The sequence below is a fragment of the Deinococcus sp. NW-56 genome (assembly GCF_002953415.1).
Classification (GTDB): domain Bacteria; phylum Deinococcota; class Deinococci; order Deinococcales; family Deinococcaceae; genus Deinococcus.
In genome coordinates, this window is the sequence record NZ_CP026516.1 from 366567 (window position 1) to 382141 (window position 15575).

At 68.3% G+C, this 15575-nt stretch carries 16 protein-coding genes; 14 read left to right on the top strand and 2 right to left on the bottom strand.

Annotated features, from left to right (window positions below; genetic code table 11):
* The first annotated feature begins 146 nt into the window (after positions 1 to 146).
* Entirely contained in the window at positions 147 to 788 is a 642-nt protein-coding gene (locus C3K08_RS01940; RefSeq protein ID WP_104989807.1) for a hypothetical protein, read from the top strand.
* Between the two features lie 62 nt (positions 789 to 850).
* Here the strand turns inward: C3K08_RS01940 and carB are convergent, their stop codons facing one another.
* Positions 851 to 3940 carry a carbamoyl-phosphate synthase large subunit gene (gene carB, locus C3K08_RS01945; protein ID WP_104989808.1) on the bottom strand — a complete coding sequence of 1030 codons (3090 nt, stop codon included), beginning with the start codon at positions 3938 to 3940 and terminating at the stop codon, positions 851 to 853.
* A 58-nt stretch (positions 3941 to 3998) separates the two neighbouring features.
* The gene (locus tag C3K08_RS01950) at positions 3999 to 4610 is read right to left on the bottom strand and encodes a LysE/ArgO family amino acid transporter (RefSeq protein ID WP_104989809.1); all 612 of its coding nucleotides are present in this window, start codon (positions 4608 to 4610) and stop codon (positions 3999 to 4001) included.
* A gap of 79 nt (positions 4611 to 4689) precedes the next feature.
* Here C3K08_RS01950 and C3K08_RS01955 point away from each other — a divergent pair, with 79 nt between their 5' ends.
* The 13 genes from C3K08_RS01955 to C3K08_RS02005 all read left to right on the top strand — a co-directional run bounded on the left by C3K08_RS01955 (position 4690) and on the right by C3K08_RS02005 (position 15512).
* On the top strand, positions 4690 to 5154 hold the full coding sequence (locus C3K08_RS01955) for a hypothetical protein (protein WP_104989810.1): 465 nt from the start codon (positions 4690 to 4692) through the stop codon (positions 5152 to 5154).
* Between the two features lie 238 nt (positions 5155 to 5392).
* Positions 5393 to 6628, top strand: coding sequence for an argininosuccinate synthase (locus tag C3K08_RS01960; protein ID WP_104989811.1), 1236 nt, complete (start codon positions 5393 to 5395; stop codon positions 6626 to 6628).
* 1 nt (position 6629) lies between these two features.
* Positions 6630 to 7049: a hypothetical protein gene (locus C3K08_RS17780; RefSeq protein WP_158679811.1), complete on the top strand. Its 420-nt coding sequence runs from the start codon at positions 6630 to 6632 to the stop codon at positions 7047 to 7049.
* The gene (locus C3K08_RS01965) at positions 7046 to 7522 is read left to right on the top strand and encodes a GNAT family N-acetyltransferase (protein WP_104989812.1); all 477 of its coding nucleotides are present in this window, start codon (positions 7046 to 7048) and stop codon (positions 7520 to 7522) included. The genes C3K08_RS17780 and C3K08_RS01965 overlap by 4 nt, the downstream gene beginning before the upstream one ends.
* Positions 7519 to 7971, top strand: coding sequence for a GNAT family N-acetyltransferase (locus C3K08_RS01970; RefSeq protein WP_104989813.1), 453 nt, complete (start codon positions 7519 to 7521; stop codon positions 7969 to 7971). Before C3K08_RS01965 ends, C3K08_RS01970 begins: the two co-directional genes overlap by 4 nt.
* Positions 7968 to 8141, top strand: a complete 174-nt coding sequence (locus C3K08_RS17785) for a hypothetical protein (protein ID WP_158679812.1) — start codon at positions 7968 to 7970, stop codon at positions 8139 to 8141. Before C3K08_RS01970 ends, C3K08_RS17785 begins: the two co-directional genes overlap by 4 nt.
* Positions 8142 to 8166: 25 nt before the next feature.
* Positions 8167 to 9576, top strand: coding sequence for an argininosuccinate lyase (argH, locus tag C3K08_RS01975; RefSeq protein ID WP_104989814.1), 1410 nt, complete (start codon positions 8167 to 8169; stop codon positions 9574 to 9576).
* A complete protein-coding gene (locus C3K08_RS01980) occupies positions 9573 to 10061 on the top strand; it encodes an HIT family protein (protein ID WP_104989815.1) in 489 nt (162 codons plus the stop codon). The genes argH and C3K08_RS01980 overlap by 4 nt, the downstream gene beginning before the upstream one ends.
* A gap of 34 nt (positions 10062 to 10095) precedes the next feature.
* Positions 10096 to 10590 (top strand): GNAT family N-acetyltransferase, encoded by a 495-nt coding sequence (locus C3K08_RS01985; RefSeq protein ID WP_104989816.1) that lies wholly within the window; start codon positions 10096 to 10098, stop codon positions 10588 to 10590.
* 114 nt (positions 10591 to 10704) lie between these two features.
* Positions 10705 to 11175 (top strand): GNAT family N-acetyltransferase, encoded by a 471-nt coding sequence (locus C3K08_RS01990; protein ID WP_104989817.1) that lies wholly within the window; start codon positions 10705 to 10707, stop codon positions 11173 to 11175.
* A gap of 91 nt (positions 11176 to 11266) precedes the next feature.
* A complete protein-coding gene (locus C3K08_RS01995; protein WP_104989818.1) occupies positions 11267 to 11797 on the top strand; it encodes an N-acetyltransferase in 531 nt (176 codons plus the stop codon).
* Positions 11798 to 11926: 129 nt separating this feature from the next.
* A complete protein-coding gene (gene carA, locus C3K08_RS02000; RefSeq protein WP_104989819.1) occupies positions 11927 to 13111 on the top strand; it encodes a glutamine-hydrolyzing carbamoyl-phosphate synthase small subunit in 1185 nt (394 codons plus the stop codon).
* Between the two features lie 100 nt (positions 13112 to 13211).
* Positions 13212 to 15512 (top strand): uracil-DNA glycosylase, encoded by a 2301-nt coding sequence (locus tag C3K08_RS02005; protein WP_104989820.1) that lies wholly within the window; start codon positions 13212 to 13214, stop codon positions 15510 to 15512.
* The last annotated feature ends 63 nt before the right edge of the window (positions 15513 to 15575 follow it).

The window sequence follows — 15575 nt, forward strand, 5'->3', positions numbered from 1 at the left end:
AAAGGATCAATTTCGCCCTAAGCTGCCCGGCGAGGAACTTGCGTTTTTTCTCATCGGGAGTGCTAGGCTACGCGGGAACCAACTGTAGAGCAGGTTTTGTTTCGGCCCTTCGTTCACCGCAGGACCGCACCATTGGGGGTATACCTATGAAGAACCTTGGACGTCTGAGCTTGCTGACCGCCACGCTGCTGCTGAGCCTGGGCACTGCCCTGGCCCAGACCCAGACCCCGCCCGCAACGCCCCCCGCCACCGAGGAAGCGCCCGCTCCCGTCGTGTCGCAGGAAGCTGCCCTGACGATCGGCGACGCCACGGTCACCATTCCTGGCCTTCAGGACGCCACGCTGGTCAAGACCTTCTCGACCGTGCTGGGCGGCGGCGCCATCTACCGCGGCTCCGTGACGGGGTCCATCGACCAGATCGTGCAGGCCTTCACCACCGCCGGGTTCACGGCGGCGGACGGCGCTGCGGCTGCCGAAGGCGCTGCGGCCGAGGGCGAAGCCGCCACGACCACCACCGAGACGGCCACCACCACGACGACCGAAACCACGACCACCACCGAAACGGCGACGACTGAGACGGCCACGACGGAAACCACCGAGACCGCCACCACGGACACGGCGGCCAGCGGGGGCACCCCCACCGGCCTGACCGGTCTGCCCGAGGGCGAAAGCCGCATCTTCACGCAGGGCGGCCAGACCTACGAACTGCGCGTCTATGAGCGCGGCGGCTTCACGGTCATCGTGTGGTCGCGCATCGGCACGGCGAGCACGGCGCCCGCTGGCAGCTAAACCCGAACGGGGAGAGGGGCGGACACCCAAGCGGTGTCCGCCCCTTCTCTCTGGCTGCCGGGTCAGGCGCCAACCGGCTTTCCCTGTTGCCACTCCTGCAAGCTCCGCACCCCCAACTCCCGCCCCTTCGCCGCCCCTATCGCCCTGGCCGTCCACTCAGCGCCTTCGCGGGTGCTGACGATGGGCTTGCCGCGTTCCAGGGCGGTGCGGAGGAGCGGCGAGGCGGTCACGTCGATGAGGAGGTCGGGCAGTGTGCCCCCTTCCTGCTCGCGGATGACCCGCAGCCCCGCGCCCTCCAGCGTGGCGGCCACCCCGTCCAGGCCGTCCCCGAGGAGGAGCGCCGTACCCTCCCTGGGCAGGTTGCTCTTGGCCCCCAGCTCCGCGCGGTAGAAGGCGAGATACGGGTCCGTGTCGATGCCCATGCTCTCGCCCGTGCTCTTCATCTCCGGGCCGAGGACGGGCAGCACCCCCCCAAACTTCAGGAAGGGCAGGTGGACCTCCTTGACCGAGTACATGGGGGGCGTGGGCGTCTCGGTGAAGCCGATCTGCGCCAGCGTCTGCCCCACGGCGATCCGCGCGGCACTCTTGGCGAGCGGGTGGTTCACGGCCTTGGAGACGAAGGGCACGGTGCGGCTGGCCCGCGGGTTGGCCTCCAGAATGTACGCCACGCCGTCCTTCACCGCCCACTGCACGTTCATCAGGCCCCGCACGCCCAGCTCCAGGGCGAGGCGTTCCGTGTCGGCCTTCACGCGCGCCATCAGTTCGGGGGAGAGGTTCACCGGGGGCAGCACGCACGCGGAGTCGCCCGAGTGGACCCCGGCGGCCTCGACGTGCTCCATGACGCCCGCCACGACCGCCCGCTCCCCGTCGCAGAGGGTGTCCACGTCGAGCTCCAGGGCGCCCTCCAGAAACTGGTCGAGCAGGATGGACGGCTGCCCCTCGACGGCGGCGTACACCTCGTCCAGGTAGGTCGTCAGCTCCTCCATGCTCCGCACCGTCCGCATCGCGCGGCCCCCCAGCACGTAGGAGGGCCGGGCCATCAGCGGGAAGCCGAGTTCGGCGGCCAGCGAGAGCGCCTGCGCGGGCGTCTCGGCCACCTTGCCCTTCGGCTGCGGCAGCCCCAGCCGCTCGCACAGGGCGTTGAAGGAGGCGCGGTCCTCCGCCTCGTGGATCGTCGCCGGGGGGGTGCCGATGATCGGGGCGCCCGCGTCCGCCAGCCGCCGCGCCAGCTTGAGGGGCGTCTGTCCGCCGAGCTGCACGATCACGCCCACGGGCTTCTCGTGCTCGACGATGTTCATCACGTCCTCGAAGGTCAGCGGCTCGAAGTACAGGCGGTCGGCGGTGTCGTAGTCGGTGCTGACCGTCTCCGGGTTGGAGTTGACCATGATCGTCTCATAGCCCGCCTCCTGAAGCGCCCAGACGGCGTGGACGGTCGCGTAATCGAACTCCACCCCCTGCCCGATGCGGTTGGGGCCGCTGCCCAGGATGACCACCTTCGGCTTGTCGGTCGGCGTCACCTCGTCCTCCCACTCGTAGGTCGAGTAGTGGTAGGGCGTGTACGCCTCGAACTCGGCGGCGCAGGTGTCCACCGTCTTGTAGACCGGGGTGGCTTTGGCCGCCTTGCGGAGTTCGCGCACCTCCAGTTCGCTCAGCCCCACGAGTTCGCCCAGCCGCGCGTCGGAAAAGCCCAGCCGCTTGACCTCGCGCCAGATTTCGTACTTCCAGTTCTGGAGAGGGCCGAGGTCGAGGATTTCCTTCTCGGCGTCCACGATCTCCTGCAATTGCCCCAGGAACCAGCGGTCAATCTTCGTCGCGTCGTGGAGGGCTGACACACCCTCGCCCCGCCGCAGCAGTTCTAGGACGGCCTCAATACGCCTTGGGTTGCCGTACAGCAGGCCGCGCAACTCGTCGTCGGACATGATCGCAAACGTGCCGCGCACGTCCGCTTCGATGCTCCGCAGCGCCTTCTGCACGCTCTCCTTAAAGGTGCGACCGATCGCCATCACTTCGCCCACGCTCCGCATCTGGGTGCCCAGCGCGTCGGGGGTGCCGGGGAACTTCTCGAAGGCGAAGCGCGGAATCTTGGTGACCACGTAGTCGATGCTGGGCTCGAACGAGGCGGGCGTGGAGCGGGTGATGTCGTTCGGCAGCTCGTCGAGGTGGTAGCCCACCGCGAGCAGGGCGGCGATCTTGGCGATGGGAAAGCCGGTCGCCTTGCTCGCCAGCGCCGAGGAGCGGCTGACGCGCGGGTTCATCTCGATCACGATGACGCGCCCGTTGTCGGGATTCACTGCAAACTGGATGTTGGAGCCGCCCGTGTCTACCCCGATCTCGCGGATGATGGCGAGCGACTGGTCCCGCAGCCGCTGGTACTCCACGTCGCTGAGGGTCTGCGCCGGGGCCACCGTGATGGAGTCCCCGGTGTGCACGCCCATCGGGTCGAAGTTCTCGATGGAGGTGATGATGACCACCGTGTCGGCGTGGTCGCGCATGACCTCCAGCTCGTACTCCTTCCAGCCCAGGATGGACTCCTCGAGCAGGACCGAATGCACCGGCGAGTCGCGCAGGCCGCCCTCGGTGATCTTCAGGAAGTCCTCGTAGGTGTGCGCGATGCCGCCGCCCGTGCCGCCCAGCGTGAAGGAGGGCCGGATGACGATGGGAAGGCCGATCTCCTTCTGGTACTCCACGGCCTCTTCCATCGAATGCACCATCTTCCCGCGCGCCGTCTCCACGCCGATCTTCTTCATGGCGGCCTGAAACGCCTCGCGGTCCTCGCCCTTGTGGATGGCCTCGGCGTTCGCGCCGATGAGTTCCACACCGAACTCGGCGAGGGTGCCGTTGGCGTTCAGTTCCATCGCCAGGTTCAGGGCCGTCTGCCCGCCCAGGGTGGGGAGCAGGGCGTCGGGGCGCTCTTTCTCGATCACCTTGCGCACGAACTCCGGGGTCAGCGGCTCGAGGTATGTGGCGTCCGCGAGGTCGGGGTCGGTCATGATCGTCGCCGGGTTGCTGTTGACCAGCACGACGCGGTACCCCTCCTTTTTCAGCGCCTTGAGGGCCTGCGTGCCCGAATAGTCGAACTCGGCCGCCTGCCCGATCTGAATGGGGCCGCTGCCGAGGATAAGGATCGTCTGGAGGTCGGTACGCTTGGGCATTCCGAGTCCTGAGTATGGCACGGATAAGAGGTGAACGTAACTGCAAGGTTATGCAGCTCTATTGATGAAGCAGGCTGGCGACCAACCCCGCCGCAATCGCCCACATCACCACCCCGATCAGCACGTCGAGCACCCGCCACGCCCGCGCCGAGCGCATCAAAGGGGCGAGGCGGCCCGCGAGCAAGGCCAAGGCGAAGAACCACAGCCACGAGGCCGTCACCGTGCCTCCCAGAAACGCCACCCGTGCCCGGTCGTCCAACCCCGCGCTTGCTCCGCCGATAAGTACCACCGTGTCGAGCAGCGCGTGCGGGTTGAGCAAGCTGAAGGCGGCGGCGGTGGCGATCACGGCACGCGGAGTTCTCTCGCCTGTCCCGCTCGTCTCCAGCGAGCCGGGCGACCGCGCCGCCTGGAAGGACCGCCCCCCGTACCACAGCAGGAAGGCCGCGCCTGCCAGCGTCCCGATCAGCGTCAGGGCCAAGTTCCGCGCCAGCAGGGCGCCCACGCCCAGCACGCCGAAGCTGATCAGCAGGGTGTCGCACAGCGAGCAGGCCAGCGCAGCGAGCAGCGCGTGGCGCCGGATCAGTCCCTGCCGCAGCACGAAGGCATTTTGTGGCCCGATGGCGACGATCAGCGAGAGGCCCAGGCTCAGGCCGCGCAGGAAAGGAGGCACAGGGGAGAGGATAGCCCCGGCGCCTTCCTAAAGATTTTGCGGGGTGTGCCGCGCGGGGCCGGACTCCTAAGCTGGCGGTATGAAGAAGACGATGCTTGGACTCCTGGCGCTGGGCGCCGTCTCGACGGCCGCTGCCGATTCCATCGGCGGGCATATCGGCACCACGACGGGCCTGCACTACCAGAGCGACCTGACTGCCAACTCGGCGGTGCGCTATGGCCTGAACCTCAGCACGACTGGGCTGTTCGCGGGGGCCTTCCGCGTGGGCGGCGAGGTGGCGTACCTCCAGAACATCAGCGGGCAGAACTTCGGTGGCCTGACGCCCTATTACGGCTTCGGCCTGGGGGCAGGCGCAGCGGTCGGGTCCGTCGTCGGCGTCTCGGCGTACCCGCATGTCCTGGGCGGCCTGCGCTACACCGTCGCCCAACCCATCAGCGTGTTCGTGGAAGGGAATGTCGGCCCCACCATCGGCGTGACGACCGCCGGGTCGGGCTTCGGCTTCGGCGCGGGCGTGCGCCTGGGCCTGGACTACCGCCTGCGCTGAGTCTCGCCTAGCTCCCAGCCCCGGCCCCTGCGGCCGGGGCTTTTCGTGGCGGCCCTTGCGTGCTGCCGCCGTGGCTGCTACCCTCCTGAATAGCTATACGCTCCTTGCGTATATCCATACACCGTATGTCCACCCTGACCCTCCGACGCTGACCGCCCGGCCTTCCTTTCTGGACAGGCCGGGGGCTCACGCGCCGGGGTTTCGTGTGGCCTTGCCCCGCACAGGAGAGAATCAACCCATGACCCAAGCCGACCGACCCAAGATTGTCCTCGCCTACTCGGGCGGGCTGGATACCTCCATCATCCTGAAGTGGCTGCAAACCGAGCGCGGCTACGACGTGGTGGCTTTTACTGCCGACCTCGGGCAGGGGGACGAGGTCGAAGAAGCACGGGTCAAGGCGCTGAACACGGGCGCCGTGGCCGCCTACGCCCTCGACCTGCGCGAGGAGTTCGTGCGCGACTACGTGTTCCCGATGTTCCGCTCCTCGGCGCTGTATGAGGGTTACTACCTGCTGGGCACCTCGATTGCCCGGCCCCTGATCGCCAAGAAGATGGTCGAGATCGCCGGGCAGGAGGGCGCGGTCGCCGTCTCGCACGGGGCGACGGGCAAGGGCAACGATCAGGTGCGCTTCGAGATGACGGCCTACGCGCTCAAGCCCGACATCGTGACGGTGGCTCCCTGGCGCGACTGGGACTTCCAGGGCCGCGCCGACCTCGAAGCCTTCGCCCGCGAGCACGGCATCCCGGTGCCCACCACCCAGAAGGACCCCTGGAGCATGGACGCCAACCTGCTGCACATCTCCTTCGAGGGCGGGATTCTGGAAGACCCCTGGAACGAGCCGCCCGCGCACATGTTCAAGCTCACCGTCAGCCCGGAAGACGCGCCTGACCAGCCCGAATACGTGGAGGTCGAGTTCGAGAATGGGGACGCGGTGGCGATTGGCGGCGAGCGCCTCAGCCCCGCCGCCCTGCTGCAGAAGGCCAACGAACTCGGTGGAAAGCATGGGGTGGGCCGCATTGACCTCGTGGAAAACCGCTTCGTGGGCATGAAGTCGCGCGGCGTGTACGAGACGCCCGGCGGCACCCTGCTCTACCACGCCCGCCGCGCGGTGGAGAGCCTGACCCTCGACCGCGAGGTGCTGCACCAGCGCGACGCCCTGAGTCCCAAGTACGCCGAACTCGTCTACAACGGCTTCTGGTTCGCCCCCGAGCGCGAGGCCCTCCAGGTCTACATCGACCACGTGGCCCGGAGCGTGACGGGCACCGCCCGCCTGAAGCTGTACAAGGGCAACTGCACCGTGGTGGGCCGCAAGGCTCCTCGGAGCCTGTACGACAAGGACCTCGTGTCCTTTGAGGCGGGCGGCGACTACAACCAGCACGACGCGGGGGCCTTTATCAAGCTCAATGCCCTGCGGATGCGGGTGCAGGCGCGGGTCGAGGCGAAGGCCGGGCAGAAGGAAGTCGAGCGGGTCTGAGATGACGCCCGCCGTTAAGCCTCAACGTGTTTCGGCTCTGGTGAAGTGGCAGGGACGTTCCAGCCACCACGTCTGCTTTGAGTGTCGCAAGCAGTTTCAGAAACCTGTGATGGTGGGCGGGCAGCGTTTGATGTCAGGCAAGACCGTGGCGGTGTACGGCTCCTTTGATGTGCCTGGAGCTTACCCCTGCCCCCAGTGCGGCCAGATCATGACCCCTATGGGCAAGAATTTTCGCGCCCCGGCTCAAACTGACACAGAAGGCTGGGAAATCGCACGGCGACTGGCGGCAGCAGGCTTCCGTCATGGTCACACGACGGGGAACCAGTATCCAACGCGTTTGAAGGATGTTACGGCTTTTCTGGAAGAGAACGTGCCGCGTACTGCGGGCGAAGAGGTGCTGCGAAAGTGGGGGAGGAGATGACACACACGCTACGCCGCGCCACCCCCGCCGACGCCCCTGCCGTCGCCCGGCAGCGGGCGCAGATGTTCGTGGACATGGGGACCCTGACCCCAGAAGCTGCTGCGCAGGAGGTGCCCCTCTGGACCGACTGGCTGCGCGGGGCGCTCGCGTCCGGCGAGTACGTGGGCGTGCTGGCCGAGTGGGAGGGGACGGTGGTGGGCGGCGCGGGGCTGATGGTCTTTCCCAAGATGCCCACCCTGGACGACCCCGCGACCCGGAAAGGCCATATCCTCAACGTCTCCGTGGACCCTGCCCACCGTCGCCGGGGACTGGCCGAGTCGCTGATGGAGGCCATGCTGGAGGAGGTCCGGGAGCGGGCGCTGCGGCAGATCACCCTCAATGCCGCGCCGATGGGCCGCCGGATCTACGAGCGGCTGGGCTTCGTGGAGTCCACCCACCCCGAGCTGCGCCTGATCCTGGAGCCGCCCGCATGATCCGCCCCGCGACCCCCACCGACGCTGCCGCTTTCCACGCGGTGATGATGGCCGCCGGGATGGACCCGCGCTCCAGTTGGAGCCGCACCCGGCCGGAGGACGTGGCCTGGAGCCTGGGCCAGGGCGGGGGCTTCCTCGCCTGGGAGGGGGAACGGGCGGTGGGCTGCGTGGGCTGGCGCCCCGATGGAACGGAAACCTTGACCCTCAACAAGCTGGCGACCCTCCCGGACGTGCGGGGGCAGGGCCTCGGCGCCGCGCTGGTGCGGGCGGTGGAGGAGGTCGCGGCGCGGGACGGCTACGCCCGCGTGTTGCTGGCCGTCAGCCAGTACAACCTCGAAGTCGTCCCCTTCTATGAGCGCCTGGGCTACCGGGTGGATGAGGAGGCCGTGTACGCGCACGCGAACCCGGCGAGTCCGCCGCCGCTGGTGCTGGTGAAGGAGGTCCGGTGATCAGTCTCACCCTGCTGATCGGCCTGCCCGTCCTGACCCTGCTGGGGTTGCTCGGCTTCCTGCTGAAATGGCCGTCCCCGTCCCTGTGGCGCGGTGTCTTTATCGTCGGGGCTGTGTTGACGGTGGTGTATCTGCTCTGGGCAATCTTCCGCGTCCTGACCCTCCCCTAATCTCTCCCGCCCGCAAGGACGATTCATGACTCAATCTCAACAGGAATCCAAACTCTGGGGCGGCCGCTTCGCCGAAGCCACCGACGGCCTCGTCGAGCTGTTCAACGCCTCCGTGCCTTTCGACCAGCGCCTCGCCGAACAGGACATTCGCGGCTCGCTCGCCCATGTGGCGATGCTGGGGCAGGTGGGCATCCTGACGGCGGAAGAAGTCGCGCAGATTCAGGACGGCTTGCAGGGCATCCTGAATGACATCCGCGCTGGGGCCTTCGAGTGGCGCCTCGACCGAGAGGACGTTCACATGAACGTCGAGGCCGCCCTGCGTGACCGCATCGGCCCGGTGGCGGGGAAGCTGCATACGGCCCGCAGCCGCAACGATCAGGTGGCGGTCGACTTCCGTCTGTTTACCAAGGAGGCGGCGCTTGACCTTGCGGACAAAACGCGGGCGCTGCGGGCCGTGATGGTGGCGGAGGCCGAGCGGCACCTCACCTCAAGCGGGGGAGAGGCCGTCATCCTGCCCGGCTACACGCACCTTCAGGTCGCACAGCCCATCCTTCTTTCGCACTGGTTTATGGCCTACGCCGCCATGCTGGAGCGCGATGAGGGCCGCTTCCGCGACGCCGCCGAGCGGATGGACGAGTCGCCGCTGGGGTCTTCCGCTCTCGCCGGGACGCCCTGGCCCATCGACCGCCACGCCACGGCGGGGGCGCTGGGGTTCGCCCGGCCCACCGCCAACTCCCTGGATGGGGTGGGCAGCCGGGATTTCGCGCTGGAGTTCCTGTCGGCGGCGGCAATTCTGGGGGCGCACCTCTCGCGCCTCAGCGAAGAGTTGATCCTCTATTCCACCTTCGAGTTCGGCTTCCTGACGCTGCCGGACTCGCATACCACGGGCAGCTCCATCATGCCCCAGAAGAAAAACCCCGATGTGGCCGAACTCGCGCGGGGCAAGGCGGGGCGGCTGTTCGGGAACCTGATGGGCCTGCTGACGGTCGTGAAGGGCACGCCGCTGGCCTACAACAAGGACCTTCAGGAGGACAAGGAGGGCGTGTTCGACTCCTACGACACCCTCTCCATCGTGCTGCGGCTCTACGCCGACATGCTGCCGAAGTCCGTCTGGCACGCGGATGTGACGAAGGCGGCGGCGGCACGGGGCTTTTCCACCGCCACCGACCTCGCGGATTTCCTGGCCCGGGAGGGCGTGCCCTTCCGCGAGGCGCATGAGGTCGTCGGCGGCCTCGTCTGGCTGGCCTCGCGCTCGGGCCGCCAGCTGTGGCAGCTGGAGGATGGGGAATTGCGGGCGGCCCATCCCCTCCTCAGCGCGGACGTGGCCCGCTCGCTGACGGTCGAGGAGAGCGTGAAATCCCGCCAGAGCTTCGGCGGCACCGCGCCGGACCGGGTGCGCGAGGCAGTCGCGGCGGCGAAGGCGGCCCTCCCGTGAAGGTCACGGTGACTCTGGACGGCACCCTGTTGAGCAAGCGCGAGGCGGAGTGGCAGCAGCACCTCGCCCAGCCGGAGGAAAACCCCCTCCTTCCCAACGCCGCAGGCCGCCTGACCGGGGAAGGCTGGACGGTTCAGAACGAGCTATGCGTCTACAGCCAGCTTCAGCCGCAGTACGCCGAGGGGCTGCCCCATTCCGGCATCATCGTCACCAAGCGCCCCTGCCAGACCGTCTTCGACCTCACGCCCGAGGAAGCCGCCGCCACCCACGCCCTGCTGGCCGAGGTCAAGGCGCACCTCGACGCCACCGTCCGGCCAGACGGCTACACGGTGGGCTGGAACGTCCTCCCCGCCGGGGGGCAGCACATTCCGCACGTTCACCTGCATGTCATTCCCCGCTGGAGTACGGACGCCAGCGCGGGGGCGGGCCTGCGGTACTTCCTCAAGGAAGCTGCCCGCGCTGCACAAGCCGCCGAATCCGTCTGATCTCCCTTTCCCGCCCCCAGAGGAGGCCCTCCCCATGACCTACATCCCCGCGCCCCTCGACACGGTGCACGTCAAGCTGCGGCAGGCCACGCCCGCCGACTTCTCCACCATCACCGACCTGCTCACCCGCTGTGACCTGCATACCTCCAGCGTGACGCCGGAGGGCAGCACCTACTGGATCGCCGACCTCAACGGGGTGCCGGGCGGCTGCATCGGCCTGGAGCACGGCGAGGGCGCGTCCCTGATCCGCTCCACCGCCGTCCTCCCGGAAGCCCGCTCGCAGGGGCTGGGGCGGGCACTCGTGGCGTCGGCGCTGACCTATGCCAGCCTGCGGGGGGACCGGACGGTGTACCTGTTCTCGCAGGAGGCGGGGGACTACTGGCGGCGCTTCGGCTTCGTGCCGGTGTCCGCCGACGAGATTGCCGCCGCGCTGCCGGACACGCCGCAGGTGCAAAGCGGCCTGCTTAGGGGCTGGATCGAGCGCGAGCAGGCCTGGAAGCGCGTGCTGGGCGGGGGAGGGGGGGCGTGAGGGTCCTGGGCTCGCGCGGCGCGGGCGTGCGCTATGCTGCCCCCACGCACAATCCAGCCGCGCCGGACGCCCGCTGGGTCGTCCGGCCGGACATCCCCTCCGGAGGACCCACCCATGACCGAGCAGAGCGTTCAGATTCGTCTCGCGCAGCCCCAGGACAAGGACACCGTCTGCCGCATCTTTCACGATGCCGGACTGGATACCGAGGAAGCCCTCGCGCCCGGCACCACCTACTGGGTGATGGAACGCGGCGGCCAACCCATCGGGGCCATCGGCCTGGAGCATGGCGAGGGAGCCTCCCTGCTGCGCGGCGCAGCCATCCTGCCTTCGGCGCAGGGGCAGGGGCTGGGGCGGCGGCTGGTGATGAGCGCCGTGGAGTACGCCAGGGCGCGGGGCGACCGGGCCATCTACCTGTTCAGCAAGGGCGGCGACTGGCACAGCTTCGGCTTCACCCAGGTGCCCCTCGCGGTCGTGATGGGCGACGTGCCCGACACCCCGCAGGTCCGTGCCTACCGCGCCCGCAGCGAGCGCCCCGGTGGCACGACCTGGATGCGGGCGCTGGACGTGGGGGTCGGGCAGGCGTAGGGCAGATCGTCGATCGTGGAATGTGGAACGTAGGGGGGAGCGCAACTTCCACGTTCCACGTTCCACCCTCCACGTTCCGGGAGGTCACCCCATGACCTTCCTCAGCCTCGACTCCATCGCCGTTCCCGACATTCACCCGCAGGCGCCGCTGGTCACCCGCAAGGCGCGGCTGGGCGACATTGAGGCTATTCACGAACTGATCGGCTACTGGGCCGCGCGGGGGCAGATGCTCGTGCGCTCCCGGTTGCTGCTCGCCGAGACCATCCGCGACTTTCACCTCGTGTTGGCCGAACCGCACGAGGGAAAGCCGGGCGGTCTGGCGGGCGTGTGCGGCCTGCACCTCCTCGCGCCGGACCTCGCGGAGGTGCGCGGCCTCGCCATCCACCCCCACATGCAGGGGCGGGGGCTGGGCAAGCAGCTCGTCGAAGCCTGTGAGCGCGAGGCCCGCGAGATTGACCTTCCGGCCCTCTTTGCGTGGACCTACCAGCAGGCCTTTTTCGAGAAGTGCGGCTTCGTGCGGATCGACAAGACCCACCTGCACCCCAAGGTGTGGTCGGAGTGCCAGCGGTGCGCCTTCTTTGAGAACTGCAACGAGATCGCGATGCTGCGGGCGCTGGCGTGAGGCCGTCCGGTCGGGTCGGCACGGTTGGTCCCAGGTACGCCTGATAAGCTCTGTGGCTGAAAGCGGGCGGCGTCCGACCTCCTGCTTCCGCCATAAAACGCGTCCCGTGAGGCGCGAATGGAGGTCCCTATGATTCGCAAGGAACGCGCGATTCTGGCGCTGGAAGACGGCACGGTGTACCGGGGCTACGCCTTCGGGCACCGGGGCGAGACGGTGGGCGAGGTCGTGTTCAACACCTCTATGACCGGATACCAGGAGATCATGACCGATCCCTCGTACAACGGGCAGATCGTGACCATCACCTACCCCCACGTCGGCAACTACGGCGTGGCGATCTACGACATGGAGAGCAACAAGCCCTACGTGCGGGGCTTCATTTCCCGCGAGTTTTCCGGCGAATATTCCAACCACCGGGCGCAGCAGTCGCTCGAAGCGTTCATGCAGCAGTACGGCGTCGTGTCCATCCAGGGGATCGACACGCGGGCGCTGGTTAGGCGGCTGCGGTCGGGCGGCGTGGTCAAGGGCGTGATCGCCCACCGCTCGTACACCCACCCCGAGGACCCCTACGGCGAGTTCACCCCCGCCGAGGAGCAGGTCTACGTGCAAAGGGCGCGGGACCATCAGGACATCGACGGGCACGACATGACCAAGGAAGTCACGACCGCCCTGCCCTACGCCTTTCCTACCCTGCGCCACGGCAAGCGCGTCGTGCTGATGGATTTCGGAATTAAGCACACCATCATCGAGCGGCTGGCCGAGGTCGGGATCGAGCCCATCGTGGTGCCCGCGCACACCACCCCCGCGCAGATCATGGCGCTGCAACCGCACGGCCTGTTCCTCTCCAACGGCCCCGGCGACCCCGCGCCGCTGGAGTACGCGCACAAGACGGCCTGGGAGCTGATGGGCCTGCTGCCCACCTTCGGCATCTGCCTGGGGCACCAGATTCTGGGCCTCGCGGCGGGCGGCCGGACCTTCAAGATGAAGTTTGGGCACCGGGGCGGCAACCAGCCCGTCAAGAACCTGCTCACCGGCAACGTGGAGATCACCTCCCAGAACCACGGCTACGCGGTGGACATCGAGTCCATTCCCGACGGGGCCTTTGTCGCCACGCACGTCAACCTGAACGACGGCACGCTGGAGGGCATGGCGCACAGCCGCTATCCCGTCTTCTCGGTGCAGTACCACCCCGAAGCCTCGCCGGGGCCGCACGACAGCCGCTACCTTTTCGACCGCTTTATCGAGGAGATCGACGCCTTCGACGGGGCGGACGGCTCCCCCGTAGTCAAGGCGGTGGCGGGGCGGCTGGGAGTGTAGAAGCAACAAGAGCCAGCCGGGGACGGGTGCAGCGCCCGTCCCTTTCTGTTTGCGGGGGCGCGTACCGACGGTGTGGGCGGGGTGGGGGAGACTGGGAAAGATGCTCCGTCCGCCCACTGGCCCGCCCGTTCAAGTCGTGTGGTTCAAGAAGGACCTACGTGTGCAGGACCACGCGCCGCTCGCCCAGGCGGCCGCGCGGGGACCGGTGCTGCCCCTCTACCTCTACGAGCCAGAGCAGCTCGGGCACGAGGAGTTCGCCGGGCACCACCTGACCTACCTCAACGATTGCCTCGCGGAGCTGGACCGGCGGCTGCGGGCGCTGGGCGCGGGGCTGGTGGTCCGGCACGGCGAGGCGGTCGCCGTGCTGGAGGAACTCTCCGAACTCGTCCCCATCGGCGGTCTGTGGGCGCATGAGGAAACGGGCAATATGGTCAGTTTTCAGCGCGACCGACGGGTGCGGGCCTGGGCGCGGGAGCGGGGGGTGCCGTTCGTGGAACTGCCACAGACGGGCGTGGTGCGCCGCCTGCGCGACCGCGATGGTTGGGCGGACACCTGGGAGGAACGCATGTCTGCCCCGGTCGTGCCCGTGCCCGCCGCGCTGCGGGGCACCGGCCTCCCGCCCGGCGGCCTCTGCACCCACGCGGAGCTGGGCGTTCCCGCGGAGGGCAAGGTCATTCCCCCTGGCGGCGAGAGCGTCGCCCGCGCCACGCTGGAGAGCTTCCTGACCGTGCGCGGCGTGAACTACATGCGCGAGATGAGCAGTCCACTGACGGCGGAGGAGAGCTGCTCGCGCCTCTCGGCTCCCCTCGCTTTTGGCACCGTTTCGCTGCGGGAGGTAGTGCAGGCCACCCGGCAGCGGTTGGCGGCGGTCAAGGGCAATCCAGACGCCGACGAACGCTGGGTGCGCTCCCTACGTTCCTACGAGAGCCGCCTGCACTGGCATTGCCACTTCATCCAGCGGCTGGAATCCGAGCCGGAGATGGAGTTCCGCAACCTCAACCGTGCCTTCGACGGCCTGCGCCCGGATGTGGGCGACCCCGGCTGGAACGCGGACTTTTACGACCGCTGGGCACACGGGCAGACGGGATATCCCCTGGTGGACGCCTGCGTGCGGATGCTGCGGGCCACGGGCTGGCTCAACTTCCGCATGCGGGCGATGCTCGTCTCCTTCGCCTCGCAGCACCTGTGGCTGCACTGGCGGCCGACCGGCCTGTTTCTCGCGCGGCAGTGGCTGGACAACGAGCCTGGCATCCACTGGTCGCAGATGCAGATGCAGAGCAGCACCGTGGGTATCAACCGCGTCCGCATCTATTCCCCCACCCGGCAGGCCCGCGAGCAGGACCCGGACGGCACGTTCATCCGCCGCTGGGTGCCCGAACTGGGGGACGTGCCCGGCGACTTCCTGCACGCGCCCTGGGAGTGGAGCGGGGCGACCCGGCTGAACTATCCACCGCCCGTCGTGGATGAAGGAAAGGCGGGGGCCGCCGCGCGGGCCAGAATCTATGCTGCGCGGGAGAGTGCGACCTTTGAGGCCGAGGCCCGGCGCGTCTATCACAGGCATGGCAGCCGCAAGAAGGCGGTGCTGCGGGCCGAGCGCGTGGCGCGGGGTCTGCCTGCCAAACCCGTTCGGCCGCCCAAGTCCACCCCCCGGAGGAAGCCCCCCATGACCGACCAGCCTGACCTCTTCGGCACGACGCCCGAAGCCCCCAAGCCCCTGATTCCGGCGGGATTGCCTGAGTCGTGGCGCGAGGCCCTGACGGACGAGTTCGCCGCGCCCTACTTCCACGCGCTCAAGGACTTTCTGGTGGAGGAACGCCGTCAGCACAACGTCTTCCCGCCCGCGCCCGACGTGTTCAACGCGCTGCGCTATACGCCGCTGGAGGACGTGAAGGTGTTCATCCTGGGCCAGGACCCCTACCACGGCCCCGGTCAGGCACACGGGCTGGCCTTTTCCGTCCGGCCCGGCGTGCGCCCGCCCCCCAGCCTGGCGAACATCTACAAGGAGTTGCAGGCCGACGTGGGTTTCCAGCCGCCGCGCCACGGCTACCTGCGCCACTGGGCCGAGCAGGGCGTGCTGATGCTCAACGCCGTGCTCACCGTGCGGCAGGGCGAACCCAACAGCCACGCGGGGAAGGGCTGGGAGAGTTTCACCGACGCGGTGATTCGCCACGTCAACGCGAAGGAGTCACGGGTGGTCTTCGTGCTGTGGGGCGCCTATGCCCGCAAGAAGGCGAAGCTGGTCACCAATCCCCAGCACGTCATCATCGAGTCCGCCCACCCCAGCCCCCTCAGCGTGACGAAGTTCATGGGGACGCGGCCCTTCTCGCGGGTGAACGCCGCGCTGGAGGAGTCCGGGCAGACGCCGATTGACTGGCAACTGCCCATGCAGGCCGAAGAATGAGCCTCTCCCTTCAGCCTGTCTCAAACCGGATTGCAGCCTGCCGGACAGCCGCCCTTCCAGCAG

Excerpts from the sequence above, each read along its gene's own strand:
- C3K08_RS02005 (WP_104989820.1), top strand. The coding sequence starts at position 13,212 with ATGCTCCGTCCGCCCACTGGCCCGCCCGTTCAAGTCGTGTGGTTCAAG.
- C3K08_RS01970 (WP_104989813.1), top strand. The coding sequence starts at position 7,519 with ATGATCCGCCCCGCGACCCCCACCGACGCTGCCGCTTTCCACGCGGTG.
- C3K08_RS17780 (WP_158679811.1), top strand. The coding sequence starts at position 6,630 with ATGACGCCCGCCGTTAAGCCTCAACGTGTTTCGGCTCTGGTGAAGTGG.
- C3K08_RS01990 (WP_104989817.1), top strand. The coding sequence starts at position 10,705 with ATGACCGAGCAGAGCGTTCAGATTCGTCTCGCGCAGCCCCAGGACAAG.
- C3K08_RS01965 (WP_104989812.1), top strand. The coding sequence starts at position 7,046 with ATGACACACACGCTACGCCGCGCCACCCCCGCCGACGCCCCTGCCGTC.
- carA (WP_104989819.1), top strand. The coding sequence starts at position 11,927 with ATGATTCGCAAGGAACGCGCGATTCTGGCGCTGGAAGACGGCACGGTG.
- argH (WP_104989814.1), top strand. The coding sequence starts at position 8,167 with ATGACTCAATCTCAACAGGAATCCAAACTCTGGGGCGGCCGCTTCGCC.
- C3K08_RS01955 (WP_104989810.1), top strand. The coding sequence starts at position 4,690 with ATGAAGAAGACGATGCTTGGACTCCTGGCGCTGGGCGCCGTCTCGACG.
- carB (WP_104989808.1), bottom strand. The coding sequence starts at position 3,940 with ATGCCCAAGCGTACCGACCTCCAGACGATCCTTATCCTCGGCAGCGGC.
- C3K08_RS01940 (WP_104989807.1), top strand. The coding sequence starts at position 147 with ATGAAGAACCTTGGACGTCTGAGCTTGCTGACCGCCACGCTGCTGCTG.
- C3K08_RS01995 (WP_104989818.1), top strand. The coding sequence starts at position 11,267 with ATGACCTTCCTCAGCCTCGACTCCATCGCCGTTCCCGACATTCACCCG.
- C3K08_RS01985 (WP_104989816.1), top strand. The coding sequence starts at position 10,096 with ATGACCTACATCCCCGCGCCCCTCGACACGGTGCACGTCAAGCTGCGG.
- C3K08_RS01960 (WP_104989811.1), top strand. The coding sequence starts at position 5,393 with ATGACCCAAGCCGACCGACCCAAGATTGTCCTCGCCTACTCGGGCGGG.